The 22847-nt window shown below is 59.9% G+C and carries 19 protein-coding genes; 8 read left to right on the top strand and 11 right to left on the bottom strand.

The window, feature by feature from the left end; all coding sequences use genetic code 11:
- Nucleotides 1-22: 22 nt before the first annotated feature.
- Both QCBJ_RS04345 and glyA read left to right on the top strand, forming a co-directional pair.
- Nucleotides 23-3874, top strand: a complete 3852-nt coding sequence (locus QCBJ_RS04345) for a bifunctional diguanylate cyclase/phosphodiesterase (protein WP_102060207.1) — start codon at nt 23-25, stop codon at nt 3872-3874.
- A gap of 229 nt (nt 3875-4103) precedes the next feature.
- On the top strand, nt 4104-5357 hold the full coding sequence (gene glyA, locus QCBJ_RS04350) for a serine hydroxymethyltransferase (protein WP_015885982.1): 1254 nt from the start codon (nt 4104-4106) through the stop codon (nt 5355-5357).
- A 97-nt stretch (nt 5358-5454) separates the two neighbouring features.
- Here glyA and yjiA read toward each other — a convergent pair whose 3' ends face one another.
- The 3 genes from yjiA to QCBJ_RS04365 form a co-directional block, all read right to left on the bottom strand.
- The gene (gene yjiA / locus QCBJ_RS04355) at nt 5455-6414 is read right to left on the bottom strand and encodes a GTPase (protein ID WP_102060208.1); all 960 of its coding nucleotides are present in this window, start codon (nt 6412-6414) and stop codon (nt 5455-5457) included.
- Between the two features lie 148 nt (nt 6415-6562).
- Entirely contained in the window at nt 6563-6760 is a 198-nt protein-coding gene (locus QCBJ_RS04360; protein WP_003176208.1) for a YbdD/YjiX family protein, read from the bottom strand.
- 15 nt (nt 6761-6775) lie between these two features.
- Nucleotides 6776-8842 carry a carbon starvation CstA family protein gene (locus QCBJ_RS04365; protein ID WP_015885984.1) on the bottom strand — a complete coding sequence of 689 codons (2067 nt, stop codon included), beginning with the start codon at nt 8840-8842 and terminating at the stop codon, nt 6776-6778.
- A 174-nt stretch (nt 8843-9016) separates the two neighbouring features.
- On the opposite strand from QCBJ_RS04365, the gene QCBJ_RS04370 reads away from it, so the two are divergent.
- Together QCBJ_RS04370 and QCBJ_RS04375 are read left to right on the top strand one after the other, a co-directional pair.
- Nucleotides 9017-9385 carry a PilZ domain-containing protein gene (locus QCBJ_RS04370; protein ID WP_093544294.1) on the top strand — a complete coding sequence of 123 codons (369 nt, stop codon included), beginning with the start codon at nt 9017-9019 and terminating at the stop codon, nt 9383-9385.
- A gap of 9 nt (nt 9386-9394) precedes the next feature.
- Nucleotides 9395-10141: a sulfite exporter TauE/SafE family protein gene (locus QCBJ_RS04375; protein WP_015885986.1), complete on the top strand. Its 747-nt coding sequence runs from the start codon at nt 9395-9397 to the stop codon at nt 10139-10141.
- 27 nt (nt 10142-10168) lie between these two features.
- On the opposite strand, the gene QCBJ_RS04380 is transcribed toward QCBJ_RS04375, so the two are convergent.
- From QCBJ_RS04380 to katB, 4 genes are read right to left on the bottom strand one after another with little or no spacing between them, the layout of a single operon-like run.
- Nucleotides 10169-10903: a hypothetical protein gene (locus QCBJ_RS04380; RefSeq protein ID WP_102060209.1), complete on the bottom strand. Its 735-nt coding sequence runs from the start codon at nt 10901-10903 to the stop codon at nt 10169-10171.
- 16 nt (nt 10904-10919) lie between these two features.
- A complete protein-coding gene (gene radA, locus QCBJ_RS04385; protein ID WP_003235145.1) occupies nt 10920-12287 on the bottom strand; it encodes a DNA repair protein RadA in 1368 nt (455 codons plus the stop codon).
- Nucleotides 12288-12322: 35 nt separating this feature from the next.
- Nucleotides 12323-12862 carry an ankyrin repeat domain-containing protein gene (locus QCBJ_RS04390; RefSeq protein WP_015885988.1) on the bottom strand — a complete coding sequence of 180 codons (540 nt, stop codon included), beginning with the start codon at nt 12860-12862 and terminating at the stop codon, nt 12323-12325.
- Between the two features lie 58 nt (nt 12863-12920).
- Nucleotides 12921-14462, bottom strand: a complete 1542-nt coding sequence (katB, locus tag QCBJ_RS04395) for a catalase KatB (protein ID WP_102060210.1) — start codon at nt 14460-14462, stop codon at nt 12921-12923.
- A gap of 287 nt (nt 14463-14749) precedes the next feature.
- Between katB and mscL the strand changes: the two genes are divergently transcribed.
- A complete protein-coding gene (mscL, locus tag QCBJ_RS04400) occupies nt 14750-15169 on the top strand; it encodes a large-conductance mechanosensitive channel protein MscL (protein WP_015885990.1) in 420 nt (139 codons plus the stop codon).
- 239 nt (nt 15170-15408) lie between these two features.
- Here the strand turns inward: mscL and QCBJ_RS04405 are convergent, their stop codons facing one another.
- A complete protein-coding gene (locus QCBJ_RS04405; protein WP_046034265.1) occupies nt 15409-16185 on the bottom strand; it encodes a ferredoxin--NADP reductase in 777 nt (258 codons plus the stop codon).
- A 382-nt stretch (nt 16186-16567) separates the two neighbouring features.
- On the opposite strand from QCBJ_RS04405, the gene QCBJ_RS04410 reads away from it, so the two are divergent.
- Nucleotides 16568-17278: a LuxR family transcriptional regulator gene (locus QCBJ_RS04410; RefSeq protein WP_015885992.1), complete on the top strand. Its 711-nt coding sequence runs from the start codon at nt 16568-16570 to the stop codon at nt 17276-17278.
- 159 nt (nt 17279-17437) lie between these two features.
- Nucleotides 17438-18562 carry a class I SAM-dependent methyltransferase gene (locus QCBJ_RS04415; RefSeq protein WP_102060211.1) on the top strand — a complete coding sequence of 375 codons (1125 nt, stop codon included), beginning with the start codon at nt 17438-17440 and terminating at the stop codon, nt 18560-18562.
- 66 nt (nt 18563-18628) lie between these two features.
- On the opposite strand, the gene QCBJ_RS04420 is transcribed toward QCBJ_RS04415, so the two are convergent.
- From QCBJ_RS04420 to QCBJ_RS04430, 3 genes are read right to left on the bottom strand one after another with little or no spacing between them, the layout of a single operon-like run.
- Nucleotides 18629-18796: a DUF2474 domain-containing protein gene (locus QCBJ_RS04420; protein WP_010206690.1), complete on the bottom strand. Its 168-nt coding sequence runs from the start codon at nt 18794-18796 to the stop codon at nt 18629-18631.
- Nucleotides 18797-18808: 12 nt separating this feature from the next.
- Complete coding sequence (gene cydB, locus QCBJ_RS04425) at nt 18809-19816, bottom strand: cytochrome d ubiquinol oxidase subunit II (RefSeq protein ID WP_015885994.1); 1008 nt, start codon at nt 19814-19816, stop codon at nt 18809-18811.
- 1 nt (nt 19817) lies between these two features.
- Nucleotides 19818-21257, bottom strand: a complete 1440-nt coding sequence (locus QCBJ_RS04430) for a cytochrome ubiquinol oxidase subunit I (RefSeq protein ID WP_015885995.1) — start codon at nt 21255-21257, stop codon at nt 19818-19820.
- A gap of 316 nt (nt 21258-21573) precedes the next feature.
- Here QCBJ_RS04430 and QCBJ_RS04435 point away from each other — a divergent pair, with 316 nt between their 5' ends.
- A complete protein-coding gene (locus tag QCBJ_RS04435; protein ID WP_102060212.1) occupies nt 21574-22824 on the top strand; it encodes an MFS transporter in 1251 nt (416 codons plus the stop codon).
- The last annotated feature ends 23 nt before the right edge of the window (nt 22825-22847 follow it).

Below are 22847 nucleotides of genomic sequence, written 5' to 3' on the forward strand. Positions count from 1 at the left end.
AGCCAAACCGCAGGATCACAGCTTGTCCAAAGTCACGCCGCCAACTCCCCTGCGCGCCGCTCATATTGCGCCGGGAGCGCCCCTGCACGGCACCCTCAAAGGCGCATTGGCGACGCTCGTCCTCATGCTGCTCGCCTTATTGTTCTGGCAACTGCTGGACCAGCTGCAGCAAAACCAGAAAAACCAGCAGCAATACACCATCGACTACAGCGCCGACCTGGCTGAACAGATCAGCCTGAACATGGCCCTGAGCGCAAAAATCGCCCTGAACCTGCTGCCGATGATCGAACCACCGCGCGACAGCGAACAGCAACAGGCGTTGATGCGCACCCTGCAGCGCTCGCTGCCGGAGCTGCGCAGCCTCGCCCTGCTCGCCCCCAGCGGCGCGGTGATCAGTGACAGCGCCAGTGACAGCCAGGACAGCGCCTTGCTCGAGGAGTTGGTGCAGCGCAGCCACGGCCAGTCCTACTACCTGAGCAACAGCAACGACGGCACCCTCATCTATTTATTGCTGCACCAGCCCAGCGGTGGCTCGAGGGTTTACTGGGCGCTGCGCCTGTCGCCCAATTACCTGGCAAACCTCACACGCCAGGACGGCCAGGGCCTGCGCCCCATGTGGGCCATCGAGAATCGCCTCAACCACCGCGTCATCAGCCGCGACAGTGGTATGCCGGCGCAGTGGACGTCCGCCCTCACCCCGGACGAACTGAATAAAAGCGTACTGGTCACGCCCCTGAGCAAAAGCGACTGGCAGCTGCGCGGGTTGTTCGACCGCACCGCCGTGCTGGAACAACTGCTGCCGGCGTTCATCGGCAAATGCCTGCTGGGCCTGGCCTTCTCTCTGATCCCGGTAATCGTGCTGCTGAACATGCGCCGTCGCCAGCGCCAGGTGCATGAAGGGCGGCGACGCTACCAGGATATTTTCGAAGGCACCGGCGTGGCCCTGTGCGTGCTTGACCTGTCAGGCCTGAACGCCTTCTTCCAAAGGACCCCACTGGAGACTCGCGAGCAACTGCACGCCTGGCTGCAGGACAACCCCGATGAGCGTCAGCAACTGCTCAAGGAACTGCGCATCACCGAGGTCAACCAAGTGGCGGTGCGCCTGCTCAACGTGGGCTCTTGCGAGGAGGCCTGGGAACGCCTGATCGATGACTGCCCGCGCAACGCCACCTCCATCGGCTACCAGATCCTCGAAGCCGTGCTGACCCAACAGCACCAGTTGGAGCTGGAAATCCAGCTCAAGGACGTGGCCGGTAACGAGCAGTACCTGTGGCTGGTGATGCGCCTGCCGGAGCAGCAGGACGACTCCAAGGCCGTGATTCTCAGCATCAGTGATATCACCAGCCGCAAACTGATCGAGTTGTCGTTGGTGGAGCGCGAGAGCTTCTGGTCGGACGTGGTGCGCACCGTCCCCGATCACCTGTACGTGCAGGACGTGATCAGCCAGCGCATGATTTTCAGCAACCACCATTTGGGCCACACCCTCGGCTATAACAAAGCCGAACTGCAGCAAATGGGCGAATACTTCTGGGAAATCCTGCTGCACCCCGAGGACGCCGAGCACTACCACGACTTGCGCCAGCAACAACGCCAGGTCGGCTACACCACCCAATTGCAATGCCAGTTGCGCTTTCGCCATCGCAACAACCAATGGCGGCGTTTTGACATACGCGAACAGGCCCTGGCCCGCGACAAGTCTGCGCAGATCACCCGCATCATCGGCGTGGCCAAGGACATCACCGATCAGATCGAAGCCAGCGAATCCCTGCGCGACAGCGAACAGCGCTACCGCATGCTCGCCGAAAGCATCAGCGACGTGATCTGCTCCACCGACAGCCAGTTGGCCCTCAATTACATCAGCCCTTCGGTCAACGCCGTGCTGGGCTATGACGTGGATTGGGTGTTCAAGAACGGCTGGCAGTCGATCATCGCCAACCCGCAGCAACTGACCGGCATTTATAGCCTGGTGGAACAGGTCAGCCGCGCCTTGGGCGATATCGAAGCACTGAATAAGCTGCGCGATGAGATTCAAACCCAACTGTTCCTGTTCGACTGCCTACGCGCTGACGGTCGCAAAGTGCCGATCGAGTTACGCCTGGTGCTGGTGTGGGACGAACACGGCGCCTTCGAAGGCATACTTGGCGTGGGCCGCGATATCAGCCAGCAACGCCGTGCCGAGAAAGACCTGCGCATGGCGGCCACGGTCTTCGAACACTCCACCTCGGCGATCCTGATCACCGACCCCGCCGGTTACATCGTGCAAGCCAACGAGGCGTTCAGCCGGGTCAGCGGCTATGCGGTCAGCGATGTACTCGACCAGTTGCCGAACATGCTCACCGTCGACGAACAGCAGGAAGCCCACCTGCGCTACGTGCTCAAACAGTTGCACCAGCACAGCACCTGGGAAGGCGAAGTGTGGCTCAAGCGCCGCAACGGCGAGCATTACCCGGCCTGGGTCGGCATTACCGCCGTGTTCGACGACGAAGGCGACCTGGCCAGCTATGTGTGCTTCTTCAGTGATATCAGCGAGCGCAAGGCCAGCGAGCAGCGCATCCACCGCCTGGCCTACTACGACGCCCTGACCCACCTGCCTAACCGCACGCTGTTCCAGGACCGCCTGCACACTGCGTTGCAGTCGGCCGAACGGCAGAAGTCGTGGGTGGTGTTGATGTTCCTCGACCTCGACCGCTTCAAGCCGATCAACGACTCCCTGGGCCACGCCGCCGGCGACCGCATGCTCAAGGAAATGGCCACGCGCCTGCTGGGCTGCGTGGCCGAAGACGATACCGTGGCGCGCATGGGTGGCGACGAGTTCACCTTGCTCCTGCAACCGCGGATCAGCCGCGAAATGGCGCTCAACCGTGCGATCCATGTGGCCGAGCAGATCCTCGCCAGCCTGGTGAAACCGTTCGTACTGGAAGGCCGCGAGTTCTTTGTGACGGCCAGTATCGGCATCGCCCTCAGCCCGCAGGACGGCAACGAGCTGAGTCAACTGATGAAAAACGCCGACACCGCGATGTATCACGCCAAGGAACGCGGCAAGAACAATTTCCAGTTCTACCAGGCGGACATGAACGCCAGCGCCCTGGAGCGCCTGGAGCTGGAAAGCGACCTGCGCCACGCCCTGGACCAGAACGAATTCGTGCTCTATTACCAACCGCAGTTCAGCGGCGACGGCAAACGCCTGACCGGCGCCGAAGCCTTGCTGCGCTGGCGTCATCCGCGACGTGGCCTGGTGCCGCCGGGGGATTTCATCCCGGTGCTGGAAGAATTGGGCCTGGTGGTGGACGTGGGCGACTGGGTGATCAGCGAAGCCTGTCGCCAGCTCAAGACCTGGCACCAGAACAAGGTCCGCGTGCCGAAAGTCTCGGTGAACATCTCCGCCCGACAGTTCTCCGACGGGCAGTTAGGCACGCGCATCGCCACCATTCTCAAGGACACCGGCCTGCCGCCGGCGTGCCTGGAGCTGGAGCTGACCGAAAGTATCCTGATGCGCGAAGTCAACGAAGCCCTGCATATCCTCGACAGCCTGAAAAACCTGGGCCTGAGCATTGCGGTCGACGACTTCGGCACGGGTTATTCGTCGCTCAACTACCTCAAGCAATTCCCCATCGATGTGTTGAAGATCGACCGCACCTTCGTCGACGGCCTACCGTCCGGCGAACAGGACGCGCAGATCGCCCGCGCGATTATCGCCATGGCCCACAGCCTGAACCTGGCCGTGATCGCCGAGGGCGTGGAAACCCATGAGCAGCTGGACTTCCTGCGTGAGCATGGGTGTGACGAGGTGCAGGGCTACTTGTTCGGGCGGCCGATGCCGGCGAATCGGTTCGAGGCGCAGTTCAGCAATGATGCGCTGTTCATGTTCGACTGAAATTCTGCGGTGAGGCTACTGGCCTAATCGGGGGCAAGCCCCCTCCCACATTCTGATCTGTGAACACATTCAACTGTGGGAGGGGGCTTGCCCCCGATTAGGCACTCACAGCCACCGCCTATCCCAGATGAGCCCCGCTTGTCCGCGACATGATGTCCTTTCATATGCCATCTAAAACCCATTGGGTTAGAATGCCCTCCTTTTCTGCCCCCGATCCTTGAGGACCGCCATGTTCAGCCGTGATTTGACTATTGCCAAGTACGACGCCGATCTCTTCGCCGCCATGGAGCAAGAAGCCGTGCGCCAGGAAGAGCACATTGAGCTGATCGCTTCGGAAAACTACACCAGCCCTGCGGTGATGGAGGCTCAAGGTTCGGTTCTGACCAACAAGTACGCCGAAGGCTACCCAGGCAAGCGCTACTACGGTGGTTGCGAGTACGTCGACGTGGTTGAGCAGTTGGCCATCGACCGTGCAAAAGAACTGTTCGGCGCCGATTACGCCAACGTCCAGCCGCACGCCGGTTCCCAAGCCAACAGCGCCGTGTACCTGGCCCTGCTGCAAGGCGGCGACACCATCCTGGGCATGAGCCTGGCCCACGGCGGTCACCTGACCCACGGCGCCAGCGTTTCGTCCTCCGGCAAGCTGTACAACGCCGTTCAATACGGTATCGATGCCAACGGCCTGATCGACTACGACGAAGTCGAGCGCCTGGCGGTCGAGCACAAGCCAAAAATGATCGTGGCCGGTTTCTCTGCCTACTCGCAGATCCTGGATTTCCCACGCTTCCGCGCCATCGCCGACAAGGTGGGCGCGTACCTGTTCGTTGACATGGCTCACGTAGCCGGTCTGGTCGCCGCTGGCGTCTACCCGAACCCGGTGCCTTACGCTGACGTAGTGACCACGACTACCCACAAGACCCTGCGCGGTCCACGTGGCGGCCTGATCCTGGCACGCGCCAACGCCGAGATCGAGAAGAAGCTGAACTCCGCCGTATTCCCTGGCGCCCAAGGTGGCCCGCTGGAGCACGTCATCGCCGCCAAAGCGATCTGCTTCAAGGAAGCGCTGCAGCCTGAGTTCAAGACTTACCAGCAACAAGTGGTGAAAAACGCCCAGACCATGGCCAGCGTGTTTATCGAGCGCGGCTTTGACGTGGTGTCCGGCGGTACTGAGAACCACCTGTTCCTGCTGTCGCTGATCAAGCAGGACATTTCCGGTAAAGATGCTGACGCTGCCCTGGGCAAAGCCTTCATCACCGTGAACAAGAACTCCGTGCCGAACGACCCACGTTCGCCGTTCGTGACTTCGGGCCTGCGCTTCGGCACCCCGGCGGTGACCACTCGCGGCTTCAAGGAAGCAGAGTGCAAGGAACTGGCTGGCTGGATCTGCGACATCCTGGCTGACCTGAACAACGAAGCCGTGATCGACGCGGTGCGTGAGAAGGTCAAGGCCATCTGCAAGAAGCTGCCGGTGTACGGCGCTTGATTGCAGTTGCTTGAATAAGAAGCCCGGCTGAAGAGCCGGGCTTTTTTATGCCAATTTCAGTTTGGAATGCGCTCCCACATTTTGATCGTATTTCAATTCAGGATTGGTAGACCTTTGCAAAGCCGTCGCGAATCTTGTCTTCCGGCAATTCGTCGGCAATAAACACAATCACACTCTCCCGTGCCTCGCCTTCGGCCCACTCGGTATCCCAATCGAAACCGTAGAGCTTAAGCACACCCTGGAACACCATGCGCCGGTCTTCCCCGGCGATGTTCAACACGCCCTTGTAACGCAGCAATTGCTTGCCATGGTCTTCCAGCAGTTCGTTCATGAACTCACTGAGCCGGTCGATATCCAGCGGTTCCTCGGTACGCAGCACCAGGCTGGAAATACGGTCGACGGACGGCGCGGCGCTCACCGGGCGCAGGCTCATGCCGGCGTTGAGGTTGAAACCGCGCACATCGAGCAGTTCAGCCAAGTCAATGATGCCATGGTCCACCACGCGTATCGGCGCACGGCGGTTGATGCGCGTGAGGCGTTCGCTGAGCGCATCGAAGGTGGCGTCATCCACCAGGTCGCGTTTGCTCACCAGCAGGCGGTCGGCAAAACCGATCTGGGCCTGGGCAATGGTCTGGGTCAGGTGATGTTCAGCGTGGGCGGCGTCCACCAAGGTGATGATGCCATCGAGGATGTAGCGCTCGCGCAATTCCTCGTCGATGAAAAAGGTCTGGGCCACGGGGGCCGGGTCAGCGAGGCCGGTGCACTCGATCACCAGGCGGTCGAAGGCGATCTCGCCGCTGTCCAGACGCTCGAGCAGCAGGTACAGGGCTTTGGTCAGGTCGGTGTGGATGGTGCAGCACACGCAGCCGTTGGACAGGGTCATGACTTGCACCGGTTCGGCGCCCAAGAGCTGGGTGTCGATACCGGCGTCACTGAATTCGTTTTCGATCACGGCGATTTTAAGGCCATGCTCGGCCTTGAGCAGGTGGCGCAGCAAGGTGGTCTTGCCGGCCCCGAGGAAGCCGCTGAGGATGGTTACTGGAATGGGAGAGGACAAAATATTCTCCTTGGAGGAATACAAAAACAAATGTGGGAGGGGGCTTGCCCCCGATAGCAGTGTGTCAGGCACTGGTATGTCACTGACACATCGCTATCGGGGGCAAGCCCCCTCCCACAATAAACCACTGCTAGCCCAGGTTACCGAGTCAGCAGCACTTGGGCCCACCCTTGCCGCCGTAACGGGCCTCTTGGCGTTCCCGGAAGAACGCCTTGTAGTCCATCATCGGTTTGTCCGGGTGTTTGGTTTGCATATGCTCGACGTAGGTGTCGTAGTCGGGCATGCCGACCATCAGGCGCGCGGCCTGACCGAGGTATTTACCGAGGCGACTGATGTCATTGAACATGGTTGCAATCCTCGATCACGCGTCCGGAACAGCCTGGAACGGGGCTTCTTTATCCGTACGTTCTTTGTTGCCCCAGGCGGCGACGCCGACCTTGAGCGCATAGAACAGGATGCTGAATACCACGAACAGGAACAGCGCCGTCAGCGTTGCGTTGGTGTAAGCGTTCCAGATCACGTGCTGCATCTGGTCGATGTTCTTGGCCGGGGCCAGGATCTGACCATTGGCCAACGCATCGCTGTACTTCTTGGCCAGCGACAGGAAGCCGATCGCCGGGTTGGCGTCGAACAGCTTGATGAAGCCCGCGGTGGTGGTGCAGATCAGCAGCCAGACGGCCGGCAGCATGGTCACCCAGATGTAGCGTTGGCGTTTCATTTTGATCAGCACAACGGTCGCCAGCATCAGCGCGATACCCGCCAGCATCTGGTTGGAGATACCGAACAGCGGCCACAAGGTGTTGATGCCGCCCAGTGGGTCGATCACGCCTTGGTACAGCAGGTAACCCCACATGGCCACGCAACCGGCGGTCGCGATCAGGTTGGCGGTCCATGACTCGGTGCGTTTCAGCGCGGGCACGAAGGAGCCCAGCAAGTCCTGCAGCATGAAGCGACCGGCACGGGTACCGGCGTCGACGGCGGTCAGGATGAACAGCGCTTCGAACAGGATCGCAAAGTGGTACCAGAACGCCATGGTGTTTTCACCCGGCAGTACGCTGTGCAGGATCTGCGCGATACCCACCGCCAGGGTCGGTGCACCGCCGGCACGCGCCAGGATGGTGGTTTCACCGATGTCATGGGCCACGGCCGACAGGGCTTCAGGGGTAATTGCAAAACCCCAGCTGCTGACGGTTTGCGCCACGGTCACCACGTCGGTACCGACAATAGCGGCCGGGCTGTTCATGGCGAAGTAAACGCCAGGCTCGATCACCGAAGCGGCAACCATCGCCATGATGGCCACGAACGACTCCATCAACATGCCGCCATAACCGATGTAGCGGGCATGGCTTTCGCTGGCCAACAACTTGGGCGTAGTGCCCGAAGAAATCAGCGCGTGGAAACCCGAGACCGCGCCGCAGGCGATGGTGATGAACAGGAACGGGAACAAGCCGCCCTTCCACACCGGGCCGGTGCCGTCGATGAACTGGGTCAGTGCCGGCATTTTCAGGTCGGGCATGGTCACCAGGATGCCGATGGCCAGCGCGATGATGGTGCCGATTTTCAGGAAGGTGGAGAGGTAGTCACGCGGTGCAAGGATCAGCCACACCGGCAGTACCGCTGCAACGAAACCGTAGCCGATCAGCATCCAGGTGATCTGGATCCCGGTGAAGGTGAAGGCCTTGGCCCACACCGGATCAGCAGCAATCTGCCCACCCAGCCAGATCGAACCCAGCAGCAACAGCACGCCAATGATCGAGATTTCACCGATGCGGCCCGGGCGGATGTAGCGCATGTAGATGCCCATGAACATCGCGATCGGGATGGTCGCCATCACGGTGAAGATGCCCCACGGGCTCTCGGCCAGGGCCTTGACCACGATCAGCGCCAGCACCGCGAGGATGATGATCATGATCAGGAAGCAGCCAAACAGCGCGATGGTGCCGGGGATGCGACCCATCTCTTCGCGAACCATATCCCCCAGGGAACGGCCGTTACGACGCGTGGACAGAAACAGGATCATGAAGTCCTGCACCGCACCGGCCAGGACCACGCCGGCAATCAGCCAGAGCGTGCCGGGCAGATAGCCCATTTGCGCCGCAAGCACCGGGCCGACCAGCGGGCCTGCACCGGCAATCGCGGCAAAGTGGTGACCGAATAGGATGTGTTTGTTGGTCGGCACATAGTCCAGACCGTCGTTGTTGAGCACTGCGGGGGTGGCCCGCCGTGGGTCGAGTTGCATCACATTGTTAGCGATGAACAAACTGTAGTAACGGTACGCAACCAGGTAGATGGCCACAGCCGCGACCACAATCCACAAGGCGTTGATCGCCTCGCCGCGGCGCAAGGCCACTACGCCTAGGGCGCACGCTCCTACAATTGCCAGCACCAGCCAGGGTAGGTGGCGTAGTAGGCTATTATTATTTTTCATTTTTATATTCCAGCCAGGGTGGACAGAAAGGACAGCCATCCGGAGTTTAGCGCTACTGGCCTTAAAGGCCACCCCCCTACGTTGGTCTAGAGCCTTCTAGGGGCAAAAAAAGCAGAAATAACGGCCCGAAGATGGCGCAGGGCTACAATCCTTCTAACCACAGAGGGTTTCACCATGACCGAGCAGCCGTCTGACCGCCGTCGTTTTCGCCGGATCGCCTTTGATGCCAAGACCGAACTTCGGCAAAACGGGCACGAATGGCCAGTGCAATTAGTAGATTTGTCGCTGAAGGGCCTGTTGGTGCAACGGCCCGAAGACTGGAAGGGCAATAAGGCGCTGCCGTTCGATGTCGACATACGCCTGGACCCCAAGGCGCATATAAAGATGCAAGTGAAGCTCACTCATGAGGATCATGGGCAACTGGGTTTTGTGTGCAAAGACATCGATCTGGAGTCGATCAGCCACTTGCGGCGGCTGATCGAGTTGAATCTGGGCGACCAGGAAGAGCTAGAGCGAGAGCTGGGTGCTTTGCTGGAGGTATGAACCCCCATTATGGTTGAGCATGAATGGCTGACAGGCGCTGGATTGGTGCTGTTGGGTGTTATAACGGGTTTTATCGGAACCAATACGGGAGGCAGTGTATTTCTAACCGTTCCAGTGATGATCTGGCTTGGCATACCTCCTCAGTCTTCGATAGCGACCGCTCGCCTGGCTTCGGTAGGCACTATGTTCGCCGGCTTGAGGCACTTTCATAACAGTGGAAAAGTGGATTACAGGCTAGCGGCCCCCGCGGCGGCACTTGGGTTGGCGGGCGCCTTGATCGGTGCAAGTCTGCTCGTGCAAATAGACCCCGCGCTGCTGCATAAAATCATTGGCGGCCTGACGCTACTCTTGGTGGCACTTTCACTCATCAGGAAGCCTCATTCGCCGAAGGCTACACCCTCATCGCTCAGGCGCTTTTGCGGCTATGTACTGTTTGTTCCCGTGGGCATGATTGGCGGTTTATTTGGCGGACAAGCCAAGTTATCAACTTATTTGTATATTATTTTTTTTAAAAAAACGATCAGTGAGTCAATGGGTACTCGGAAAGTCGGAGGTCTCATCCTCTCAGTGGGATCGTTAATAATATTCGGTATCAGCGGCATCATTAATTGGCAGTACGGATGTTGCCTGATCATAGGCACGCTGGTGGGCGCCAATGCGGGCGCCAAGTTTGCTCTACAGAAAGGCGATAAGTGGATGGAGAGCGCTTTCAATGTCGTCGTCGTTGCCTTGGCGTTGAAAATGCTCTTCTGGTAGCGGTTCTCTCACGGGAAAAACGACCGTTCAGGGAAATGCCGTACGCGTGGGGAAGTCGCTTTCCGTGTCCCAGTAACCCGCTTTCTGGCTCACCGCGACCTGCCACTGCCCATCCACAAAACGATAGGTTTGGTAGCGGGTGGCAAAATCATCCTCGCCATCACCGTCCATAAATGAAGAAACTTGCAGCAGCTCATCCGCGCCACCTTTGACCGCCGATGCAACCCGCCACGCGGCCTTGCCGGTCTGGGCCAAGGTCAGCGTTTTGACCTTGCCGTCAGCGTCCTTGTAACTCATAGGCTCAAGTTTTTGCTTGGCCGGCAGCAGCAGTTGAGTCGCCGGGCCACTGTAACTCCCCATTGGCGCGGTTTGATCAATGATCAGAAAATACACCGCGTCCGGCAGGCCTTTGAGCGGGGCTTTCTTGACCTCGGCCAAAGGATAACCGAGGTCGTCGTGCGCGACTAAATCCCCCGACGCCGACAGCAATCGCACCTGGGCTCCGAGCAGCGGGTTTTCTACCAGGTCACCGGGTTCGTCGAACGAATCCTCATCCAGGCCACTGCCCCAACTGTCCTTGTGCATCTGGGCGCTGATGCGTTGATCTTCGAGTACCTGCAAGACGCTGCCGTCTTGCGTCACCAGTTTTTGGGCCAGGCGGTAACCGGCCGGCAGCTTGGCCGCGTCGGCCCATGCCATCGCAGGCAACCCGGCCAAGACGATAAACAAGGCGATTACGCCCCACCTACTCGATCGTTGCATTGCATCCATCCTTGATCTACTCGAAAAGTGCATCCAACGCCTGCTCCAAGCGCGTCACCCCAATAATCTGTATCCCCGGCGGCGACTCCTTCGGCGCATTACCCTTGGGCACGATGGCGCGCTTGAAGCCGTGCTTGGCTGCTTCCTTGAGGCGCTCCTGGCCGCTTGGCACCGGGCGAACTTCGCCCGACAGCCCGACTTCGCCAAACACCAGCAGGTCGTGAGGCAAAGGCCGATTGCGCAAGCTCGACATCACAGCCGCCATCAACGCCAGGTCGGAGGCGGTTTCCAATACCTTGACCCCGCCCACTACGTTAAGGAACACATCCTGGTCGTGGGTCGGAATACCACCGTGACGGTGCAGCACCGCCAGCAGCATCGCCAACCGGTTCTGATCCAGGCCCAGCGTCACGCGGCGCGGGTTGGCCAGATGGCTGTCATCCACCAACGCCTGCACTTCCACCAGCATCGGGCGAGTACCTTCCCACGTCGCCATCACCACACTGCCTGGGACTTCTTCCTGGGCGCGGGTCAGAAAAATCGCCGACGGGTTGGAGACTTCTTTCAATCCGCGGTCAGTCATGGCGAACACGCCCAACTCATTCACCGCGCCGAACCGGTTCTTTACCGCTCGCAGCAAACGCAGGCGGCCATCGGATTCACCTTCGAAATACAGCACGGTGTCGACCATATGCTCCAGCACGCGTGGCCCGGCCAATGCGCCCTCTTTGGTCACATGGCCGACCAGGAAGATCGCCGTGCCGCTCTGCTTGGCATACCGCACCAACAGCGCGGCGCTCTCACGCACCTGGGATACACCGCCCGGCGCCGATTGCAGTTGCTCGGTGAAAATCGTCTGGATCGAGTCGATCACCATGACCTTGGGTTTTTCGATCCGGGCCGTGGCGATGATGCTTTCGATGCAGGTTTCGGTCATCACCCGCAGTTGGTCCTGAGGCAAGCCCAGGCGGCGGGCGCGCATAGCGACTTGTTGCTGGGATTCTTCGCCCGTGACATACAGCGCCGGCATGCGGCTGGCGATGCTGCACAGCGTCTGCAACAGGATGGTCGACTTGCCGATACCAGGGTCACCGCCGATCAGCACCACCGAGCCGTCCACCAGGCCGCCGCCCAACACGCGGTCAAGCTCACCGGAGGCTGTGGAGAAGCGCGGGATTTCTTCGACGCTGACTTCGGCCAGGGTCTTGATCTGCGCCTGCTGGCCGGTCCAGCCGGCACGGCCGGTGGGAGCCGCCGCGCCGCCGCTTTCGATCATGGTTTCAGTCAGGGTGTTCCACGCGCCGCATTCGGTGCACTGGCCGGCCCACTTGGGAAAGGTCGCGCCGCACTCCGTGCAGCCGTACATGCGCTTGGCCTTTGCCATTTGAGAACCTCCAACTGAAAAACCGCGATGATAGCTCAGCGCGGCGCCGGGGTCCGGATTTCACCGCTGGCCAATCGTGAAGCACTGTTGCCGATCGGGTCTTCAGCATTGAGGTCCGCGCCCTTGGCTTTGAGTTCGTCCAGCAACTCGACACGCTTGAACAGCCCGGCGTACATGGCCGCGGTCTGCCCGGCGCCGTTGCGCTGGTCGGGGTTGCAGTCGGTGGCGAGCAGGCGCTGGGCAATCTTCAGTTCGCCTTTGAAAATCGCCCCCATCAGTGCGGTATTACCACGTTTATCCTGCACGCAGGCGTCGGCGCCGGCGCTGAGCAGGCGCTCCACGAACGGGCCCTGCCCGTGGTAGGCGGCGAGGATCAGCGCGGTGTAGCCCTTATCGTCCTGAGTGTTGAGGCTGTAGCCGGAGTCGATAAAGGTATTGAGCATGTCGATATCGCCCCGCCGGGCAGCGTCGAAATAGTAGTCCTGCAGCTGGGCCTTGAGCGCCACCGGGTCAGGGGACTCGGCCTGGGCGACAAAGGCCAGCATGGCCATCAGCAAACCGATAGAGATACGCATGAGGTGTTCTCCTGCAAGGGTCGACGCCCAGGCATGGGCGTCGACCGCAACCAACGGATCAGTCAGTCAGTTTTTCAGCCAGCGCTTTCACGCGCGCCAGGTCACCTTTGGCGACTTTGGTCACGCCAGTGCCGTATTCCGGGTCGGCCTTATAGAGGAACGACAGGATGATGTGCTTGCTTTCGTCATCCGTGGTGGCCAGGGAGCCGCCGAAGTTATCGATCAGGTCCTGACGCTCTTTGGGGCTGTAAGAGCGATACAGGTCACCGGCCTGCTTGAAGTTCTGCTCGCGCTGGATCTTCGCTTGTTGGGTGCTGCCCGACAGCGCCGACTGGCTGTAACGCGCGGTCTGTGGCTCTTCGCGAGGTTCCAGGCGGCTTGGCTGGTAGTTCACGCCGCTGGTGGTCTTGCCAGTATTGAGTGCACCGTCCTGGTTACCGTTGTTGACGGTCACCCGTGGCGCGTTGATCGGCAGTTGCAGGGCGTTGGCGCCCAGGCGGTACATCTGGGTGTCGGCGTAGGAGAACACGCGGCCTTGCAGCAGGCGGTCTTCCGACGGCTCGATGCCCGGCACCAGGTTGGCCGGGGCCATGGCCACCTGCTCGGTTTCCTGGAAGACGTTGGCCGGGTTACGGTTCAACACCATCTGTCCAACTTTGCGCTCGGGCACATTAGGCCAGATCTTGGTGGCGTCCAGCGGGTCGAAGTCGAACTTGGCCAGGTCTTCAGGCTTGAGCACCTGCACGTACAGGTCCCACTTGGGGAAGTCGCCCTTGTTGATATGGGTGACCAGGTCGTTGGTCATGTGGCTGTAGTCACGCCCCTGCACTTCGGTGACTTGCTTGGGATCAAGATTCTTGATGCCTTGCAGGCTCTTCCAGTGGAACTTGACGTAGTGCACCTCGCCCTTGGCGTTGATCAGCTTGTAGGCGTGCACGCCGTTGCCGTCCATCTCCCGGTAGCTGGCCGGGGTGCCGGAGTCGGAATACAGCTCGGTGAGCGTACGGGTGGACTCGGGTACGTGGGAGAAGAAATCGAAGCGACGGGAATCGTCATCCAGGTTGGTGCGCGGGTCAGGCTTGAAGGCGTGGACCATGTCCGGGAACTTGATGGCATCACGGATAAAGAACGTCGGGAAGTTGTTGCCGACCAGGTCCCAGTTGCCATCGGCGGTGTAGAACTTGGTGGCGAAGCCGCGTGGGTCACGCAGGGTTTCCGGGGAGTGGTTGCCGTGGACCACGGCGGAGAAGCGCACAAACACCGGGGTGGCTTCGCCGGCTGCGAATACCTTGGCCTTGGTCAGGTCGCTGAGGCTGTCAGTGACGGTGAAGGTGCCGTGGGCGCCGGTGCCACGGGCATGTACCACGCGCTCGGGGATGCGCTCGCGGTCAAAGCGTTGCAGCTTTTGAATAAGCTGCACGTCTTGCAGCAGCACCGGGCCATTAGCGCCGGCGGTCTGCGAGTTCTGGTTGTCGCCGACAGCGGCACCATTATCGCGGGTCAGGTTAGCGGCTTGCACTGAGAGGGAAAGCAGGCTGGCGGTCACCAGTACCAGCGCGGTTCGCGCTGCAACAGGCCCGCGGGTCATTGGGGTTTTCATCAGGGTTTCCTCTGGTTTTTTTAGTGCACATTCAGTTGTGCTTGCCAGAGGCTAGTGACCCGAGCGCCAGAAGATAAATAGAAAAGCCATACCAACCCGATTAATAAAATAATCTGGTAAGCCACTGATGCCACGCGTATTTCGCGCGCGATTGGTGGCACTTTGCAAACTATTTGCGATTTAATGTGTCGATTAAAGCTAACAGTGTTAGCGGTTGTGTCAGGCAAGCCCGCTACGACTGACTTACACTAAGTGCCACCCTTCTCATCTGTAACAAGGAATAACCTATGGGCGTGATCAGTGAGTTCAAGGCCTTCGCGGTCAAAGGTAATGTGGTCGACATGGCCGTCGGTATCATCATCGGCGCAGCCTTCGGCAAAATTGTTTCTTCGTTTGTAGGCGACGTGGTGATGCCGCCCATTGGTCTGTTGATCGGTGGCGTGGACTTCGGCGACCTGGCGATCACGCTCAAGGCGGCGCAGGGCGATGTGCCTGCGGTGGTGCTGGCATACGGCAAGTTCATCCAGAGCGTGATCGACTTTGTGATCGTCGCGTTTGCGATCTTCATGGGGGTCAAGGCGATCAACCGTCTGAAGCGTGAAGAGGCGGTAGCGCCTAGCCTGCCACCAACGCCGACCAAGGAAGAAGTATTGCTGGGTGAGATCCGCGATCTGCTCAAGGCGCAGAATGACAAGCCGCTTCCGTAAGTACAGGCTTGGAAAAAAGGCGCCTGCTTGAGGCTAATGCCAGTCAGTTAAGAAGCAGCAAGAGCGAACAGTAACCTGTGGCGAGGGAGCTTGCTCCCGCTGGACTGCGCAGCAGTCCCAGTCTTTTGAAACAAAGAGCTGGGGCCGCTTCGCGACCCAGCGGGAGCAAGCTCCCTCGCCACAGGTACGGTGCTCACCCTTAACTGACTGACATTAGCCTGCTTGAGGCGCCTTTTTAATTACCAGTAGTTTTCCACGGCCACCTGGCCAGGGCGGCGGCTCAAGCTCAGATTCATGTCGCGCTGTTTGAGCAACTGGCGCGTGTCATCGACCATCTGCGGGTTACCGCAAATCAGCACGCGGGAATGTTCCGGGGTCAGTTCGACGCCGGCCGCGCGTTCCAGCTCGCCATTTTCGATCAACGTGGTAATACGCCCATTCAGCGCGCCCGGATGTTGCTCACGGGTGACGATAGGGATGTAGGTGAGCTTATGCGCATGCTCAGCCAGGTACTCGCGCTCGCCCAGTGCCTTGATCAGCGACTGATAAGCCAACTCCCTGGCTTCGCGCGCGCTGTAGACGAGGATGATGCGCTCGAATTTCTCCCAGACTTCGAAGTCCTGCAGGATCGACAGGAACGGCGCCACGCCAGTACCGGTGCCCAACAGCCATAAGTCGCGACCATCGACGAAGCGATTCAAGGTCAGGAACCCCGTGGCCTGGCGCTCCACCATCAAGGTATCGCCCACTCTCAGGCGGCTAAGTTCACTGGTGAACTCACCCTCCGGGACGACGATCGAGAAGAAATCCAGGTGCTCATCAAACGGCGAAGACACCAAGGAATAGGCGCGCCATACGGTGCTGCCATCCGCCTTGGTCACACCCAGGCGCACGAACTGGCCGGCGGTAAAACGAAAGCCTGGGTCGCGGGTGGTGCGCAGCGTAAACAGGCTGGGGGTCAGCGATTGCACATCGAGCAAGGTCTGGCGGGTAAATTTCTCAGCACTGGCCGTCATGGGGGGCTCCGTTCTACAGGTGCCCTAGTGTCCCTCAAAGTCGCCTGTGGAAACACCTATGGTTGGTAGTGGCATCGTAAACCCACAGAACAGTGGCAATTTAATACCAACCCCAAAACATTTCGCTATTAGCGTGTATCAAAACGTCACAAACATACTGTTAGTTGAGCATTACAGCGTGCCCAACCCACTAAAAAACCGTAAGAAACTAAATGACGCCTTTTTGAGGCTTACTAAACATCCAGTGAAAAAACCTTAAACCCTGCCGCGCAAGAACAAAAATTTCCTTTCGCAATGTAGGCCCTGTCCTACACTCACTGGCGTACAGCGTTGGGGGTCCAGGACGTACCCCAAGTCAGAGAAAACCCATGGAGAGTTACCAATGCTTAACTGGCGCAACACTAGACTCCCCAAACTGGAAGGCGAGAACGAGATCACCAGTGTATTTGAGATGGTTATCAACCAAACGTATGAACTCGGCTTCCAATATTGTTCCTTCAAAATGAGCTCGCAGGTATCCGAAAACCAAACCAATCCGATTGAATTCACCAACTATCCGAAAGAATGGACGACCGTCTATAACCAAGCGCGCTACTTCGATGTAGATCCCGTTGTTAAACACTGCAAGCGATGTGTATTACCCGTCGTCTGGGAGGGAACCTTATTTAAAGATGCACCCAGCCTATGGTCCTTGGCCCAAACCTTAAATGTGAACGTGGCATGGACCCAGGCCGTGCATGATTTCCAGGGTGTGTTCAGCATGCTGACCCTGAGCCGTGGCACCGACGATGTAAGCCCGGTAGAGTTGTATGAAAAGGCGGGCCACGTCTTGTGGCTGTGCCATGCCATGCATGCCGTCGTGGCGCAAAAATACGCCGGTAAACCCAGCGCCCTGCCACCGAGTAAGCTGACGCCACGGGAAACTGAAATTCTCAAGTGGTCCGCCATGGGCAAGACAGCGTCGGATATCGCTACCATCCTTTGTCTGTCGGAGCGTACGGTGGGGTTTCACATCAGCAGTACGTTCAAGAAACTGGGGGTCAATAACAAGATTGCCGCCGTGCTCTGTGCCTCCAAAGCGGGGCTGTTCTAACCGTGGCAGAAACACCGCATGTAATCGCTCTGAAAAAAACGTAACATTTACGCCCGGTTCTGAGTGATGAGCAGCCCCCCAGGTGCCGCTCGACGTTCGCTCAGACGGTTCGGCCCATGACTGCCGAACACCCATCGTTTACCCAGAGCCTGTCCCGCCATGCCCCTGCTCGAAAGCCCTTTCGCCCAGCTCGATCTGATCCGCCAGCCAGAGCAACATAACGATCCGCTGCAAGCCTTCGACGCCGCCGACGAATACCTGCTGAGCCATTTGGCCGATCAAACGCCGAACGCCAGCACCCGCGTGTTGGTCCTCAATGACAGCTTTGGCGCCCTGGCCGCCAGTCTCGAAGGCAAGGTGCAGGTCACCTCCAGCGGCGACTCGTTCCTCGCGGCCCAGGGCCTGGAGAAAAACCTGGTGCGCAACGGCAAGACGTTTAACGCCGTGCCGTTCATTCCCGCCAATCAGACCCTGGTCGGGCCTTTCGATCGCGTGCTGATCCGCGTTCCGAAAACCCTGGCCTTGTTGGAAGAACAACTGATTCGCTTGCAAGGCCAACTGGCACCGGGTGCCGAAGTCATCGCCGGGGCGATGATCAAGCACTTGCCACGGGCGGCGGGCGAATTGCTGGAGCGTTACATCGGGCCGATGCAAGCGTCGCTTGCGGTAAAAAAGGCGCGTTTGCTGATCGCCTCCGTTGAAGACCGCCCCGTTGCCGTCTCGCCCTACCCCACCCGCTACACCGTGGACGCACCGGCCATTGAATTGCTGAACCACGCCAATGTGTTCTGTCGCGAAAGCCTGGACATCGGCACCCGCGCGTTCCTGCCACACCTGCCGAAGAACCTGGGCAGTGCCCGCGTGGCAGACCTGGGCTGCGGCAACGGCATACTGGCGATTGCCAGCGCGCTGCAGAACCCCGAGGCGCACTACACCTTGGTGGATGAATCCTACATGGCCGTGCAATCGGCGCAGGAAAACTGGCACGCCGCCCTCGGCCAGCGCGAGGCGGTCATACGCGCCGGCGATGGCCTGGCAGGGCAGGCGCCCGACTCGCTGGACGTGGTGCTGTGCAACCCGCCCTTCCATCAGCAACAAGTGGTCGGTGACTTCCTTGCCTGGCGCATGTTCCAACAGGCACGGGACGCCCTGGTGGTAGGCGGCGCCCTCTATATAGTCGGCAACCGTCATCTGGGTTACCACACCAAGCTCGCGCGCTTGTTCCGGGGTGTCGAGCAAGTCGCCACCACGCCAAAATTCGTGGTCCTCAAAGCGCGCAAATAAAAAAACCCTGCTTCTCTTGCGAAAAGCAGGGTTGAAAATCCGGGCCGCGAGGCCCGGATCGGGATGTCAGTGGGTCGTCAGGCCGGCCGCATTCATGAACATGCGCATCAGGCTGGCCACGACGAACAGGGCCAGCACGCTGCCGGTCCAGATCATCGCCAGCCACCCCAGGCGCCGCCACAGCGGCTGTTTCTCGGCCTGTTCAATCTCGTGCAACGAAGGTTTGCCGGACATGGAACGACCCTCCTAGTGATAACCGTCTTCGTGGGTGACCTTGCCGCGGAACACGTAGTAGCTCCAGAAGGTGTAGCCCAGGATGAACGGAATGATGAATAACGTGCCCACCAGCATGAAGCCCTGGCTTTGCGGCGGCGCGGCAGCGTCCCAGATCGACACTGAGGGCGGAATGATGTTCGGCCACAGGCTGATGCCCAAACCGCTGTAGCCCAGGAAAATCAGCACCAGCGTCAGCAGGAACGGTGTGTAGTGCGCATTACGCGCCACGGCGCGGATCAGCCCGTACATGGTCACCAGCACCAGGATCGGCACCGGCAGGAACCAGAACAGGTTCGGCAGCGTGAACCAGCGCGAGGCGATTTCCGGGTGCGTCAGTGGCGTCCAGATACTCACGATGCCGATGACCGCCAACACCACGAAGGCCAACGGCCGCGCGAGGTTGTGCATCTTTTCCTGAAGCGGGCCTTCGGTCTTCATGATCAGCCAGGTGCAGCCGAGCAACGCATAGGCCACGATCAGCGCCACGCCGCAGAACATCGTGAACGGCGTGGCCCAGTCCAGCGAACCGCCGGCGAACTGACGGTTGACCACCGGGATGCCATCGATAAACGCCCCCAACGCCACGCCCTGGAAGAACGTCGCGGCCAGCGAGCCGCCGATGAACGCCTTGTCCCACAGGTGACGTTTATGGTCCTTGGCCTTGAAGCGGAACTCGAACGCTACGCCACGGAAGATCAAGCCGATCAGCATCAGGATCAACGGCAGGTACAGCGCCGACAACACCACCGAATAGGCCAGCGGGAACGCGCCGAACAACGCCGCGCCGCCGAGTACCAGCCAGGTTTCGTTACCGTCCCAGACCGGCGCCACGGTGTTCATCATCACGTCACGGTCGGTCTTGCCCGGGATAAACGGGAAGAGGATGCCGATACCCAGGTCGAAGCCGTCCATGACCACGTACATCATGATGCCGAAGATGATGATCACGGCCCAGATCAGCGGAAGATCAATACCCATCTCAATTCCCCTTGTGCTGGATGTGCGCGTGATCGTCGTCGGCACCGTCATCGGCTGCAGACAACGGACGAGCCGGCGTGCGTTTCTGGCCAGGGCCACCGTGGGTAGGTTCGCTGCCTTCGTGGGTCTGGGGCCCTTTGCGCACCAGGCGCATCATGTAGCCCAGCCCCGCACCGAACAGCGCGAAGTACACCACCACGAACAACACCAGGGTGATCGTCATCTGCGCCAGGCTATGCCCGGAAGAAGCGTCCGCCGTGCGCATCAGCCCGTAGACCACCCACGGCTGGCGGCCGATCTCGGTGGTGAACCAGCCGGCGAGAATCGCGATCAGGCCGGACGGGCCCATCCACAACGCCAGGTACAGGAACGGTTTGGACGTGTACATTTTGTCGCCCCGGCGCAGCCAGAGGCTGAACAGGCCGGTGAAGATCATCAGGAAGCCCAGGCCGACCATGACCCGGAACGACCAGAACACGATGGTCGAATTTGGGCGGTCCTCAGGCGGGAACTCCTTGAGCGCCGGCACCTGTTTGTCCAGGGAATGGGTCAGGATCAGGCTACCCAGATAGGGGATTTCCACCGCGTACTTGGTTTTTTCGGCCTTCATGTCGGGCCAGCCAAACAGGATCAGCGGCGTGGGTTCGTTGCCGATGTTTTCCCAGTGACCTTCAATCGCAGCGATTTTCGCCGGCTGATGCTTCAAGGTGTTAAGGCCATGGAAGTCGCCGATCACCGCCTGGATAGGCGCGACGATCAAGGCCATCCACATCGCCATCGAGAGCATTTTACGGATCGCCGGGTTGTCCTTGCCGCGCAACAAGTGCCAGGCCGCCGAGGAGCCGACGAAGAACGCGGTGGCTACAAAGGCTGCGGTGGCCATGTGCGCCAGGCGATAGGGGAACGACGGGTTGAAGACGACGGCAAACCAATCGGTCGGAATCACCCGGCCATCAATGATTTCAAAGCCCTGGGGCGTCTGCATCCAGCTGTTGGACGAGAGGATCCAAAACGTGGAAATCAGCGTCCCGACGGCCACCATCACGGTGGAGAAGAAGTGCAGGTTGCGCCCGACCTTATTCCAGCCGAACAGCATTACGCCGAGGAAACCGGCCTCAAGGAAGAAGGCCGTGAGCACTTCATACGTCAGAAGCGGCCCGGTGACCGCGCCGGCGAAGTCCGAGAAGCGGCTCCAGTTGGTGCCGAACTGGTAAGCCATGACCAGGCCGGAGACCACACCCATGCCGAAGTTGACGGCAAAGATCTTCGACCAGAAATGGTAGAGGTCACGGTAGGTGTCGTTACGGGTCTTGAGCCACAAGCCTTCCAGCACCGCGAGGTAACTGGCCAGGCCGATGGTGATCGCCGGGAACAGGATGTGGAAAGAGATGGTGAACGCAAATTGAATTCGGGCGAGATCTAGCGCCTCCAAACCGAACATAAGTCTTCCTCTGTCAGGTAATACCGGCTGCTGGCGGAAGCCTGCACCCACTGCCCCCACGGATATGGAGTCTGGCGAATTTCAATTCGTTTCTTTTTTTAACCATCGCGTAGGGAATCTGGCCCTGAGGCCGCCAGGTCAATGCCCGGGCGGGCATTGATCTGGATCAAGCATTGCTAAAAGAGTAGTCCCATTTTCAGGAATGAACTGTGTGGTCTTTTGCCGCGTGACAGACTGCCTCAGCTCAGTTGTTGCAACTATCTGTTACAACTTAATGATAATCTCGGCCCTCCTCCAGCCCTGACCTGAAGCCCCGATGCCTAGTGAACCCGCGTTGCTGTTGCGTCATCACCGCCCTTTCATCGCGTTCTGGCTGGCGCGCATCTTTACCGCCAGCGGCTTCCAGATGCTCACCGTGGCCATCGGCTGGAACCTCTACCAACTGACCGGCAATGTGCTGGACCTGGGGTTGGTTGGCCTGGTGGAATTCGTGCCGCGCGTGCTGTTCATGTTGCACACCGGGCACGTGGCCGATCGCTATGAGCGGCGCAAGGTCGCGGCCATCTGCCAGACCGTGCAGGCGCTGATAGCCCTGAGCCTGGCGATTGGCGGCCTGACCGGCAACGTGACCCGCGAGATGATCTTTATCCTCGCCTTTCTGCTCGGCGCCGCGCGCTCGTTTGAAATGCCCACCACCCAGGCCATGTTGCCAAGCATCGTGCCCAGCGCGTTGTTCCCACGGGCCGTGGCGTCGTCGCAGTCGGCCCAGCAGTTGGCAACCATCGTCGCGCCGGCGCTCGGCGGTTTGCTCTACGCGTTTGGCAGCGTGTGGGTGTATGGCCCCACGGTGGTGCTGTACCTCATTGCCTGCGTGCTGACCCTCAACCTGCCCGCACGCCAGACGCCGCTCAACAAAGGCAAGGCCACCCTGGATTCGCTGTTGGCCGGCATCCGGTTTATCCGCAGTCGCCCGGACATCCTCGGCGCCATCTCCCTCGACCTGTTCGCCGTGCTGCTGGGCGGCGCCACCGCGTTGCTGCCGGTGTTCGCCAAGGACATCCTGCTGACGGGTGCCTGGGGCCTGGGTCTGCTGCGGTCGGCGCCGGCCGTGGGAGCGTTGTTGATGTCGCTGTGGTTGGCGCGGTTCTCGGTGGATCGCCATGTAGGCCGTGTGATGTTCACTGCCGTGGGCGTGTTCGGCGTGGCAACCATTGCCTTCGGCCTCTCCACGTCGTTCTGGTTTTCCCTGGCGGTGCTGGTGGTGCTGGGGGCGGCGGACATGATCAGCATGGTGATCCGCGCGTCGTTTGTGCAGTTGGAAACACCTGATGAAATGCGCGGGCGAGTCAGTGCCGTCAACGGCCTGTTCATCGGCGCGTCCAACCAATTGGGCGAGTTCGAATCCGGGATTACCGCCCACTGGTTCGGCACCGTGCCCGCCGTGGTCATGGGCGGGATCGGGACGCTGGTGGTGACTGGGGTGTGGATCAAGCTGTTCCCGACCCTGGCGAATCGGGATCGCATGCATGTGCCGGTGGAAGAGCCCGCTCAAAAAACCACCGCATAACCCATGTGGGAGGGGGCTTGCCC

Source organism: Pseudomonas sp. QC2 (assembly GCF_002859085.1).
Taxonomy (GTDB): domain Bacteria; phylum Pseudomonadota; class Gammaproteobacteria; order Pseudomonadales; family Pseudomonadaceae; genus Aquipseudomonas; species Aquipseudomonas petroselini.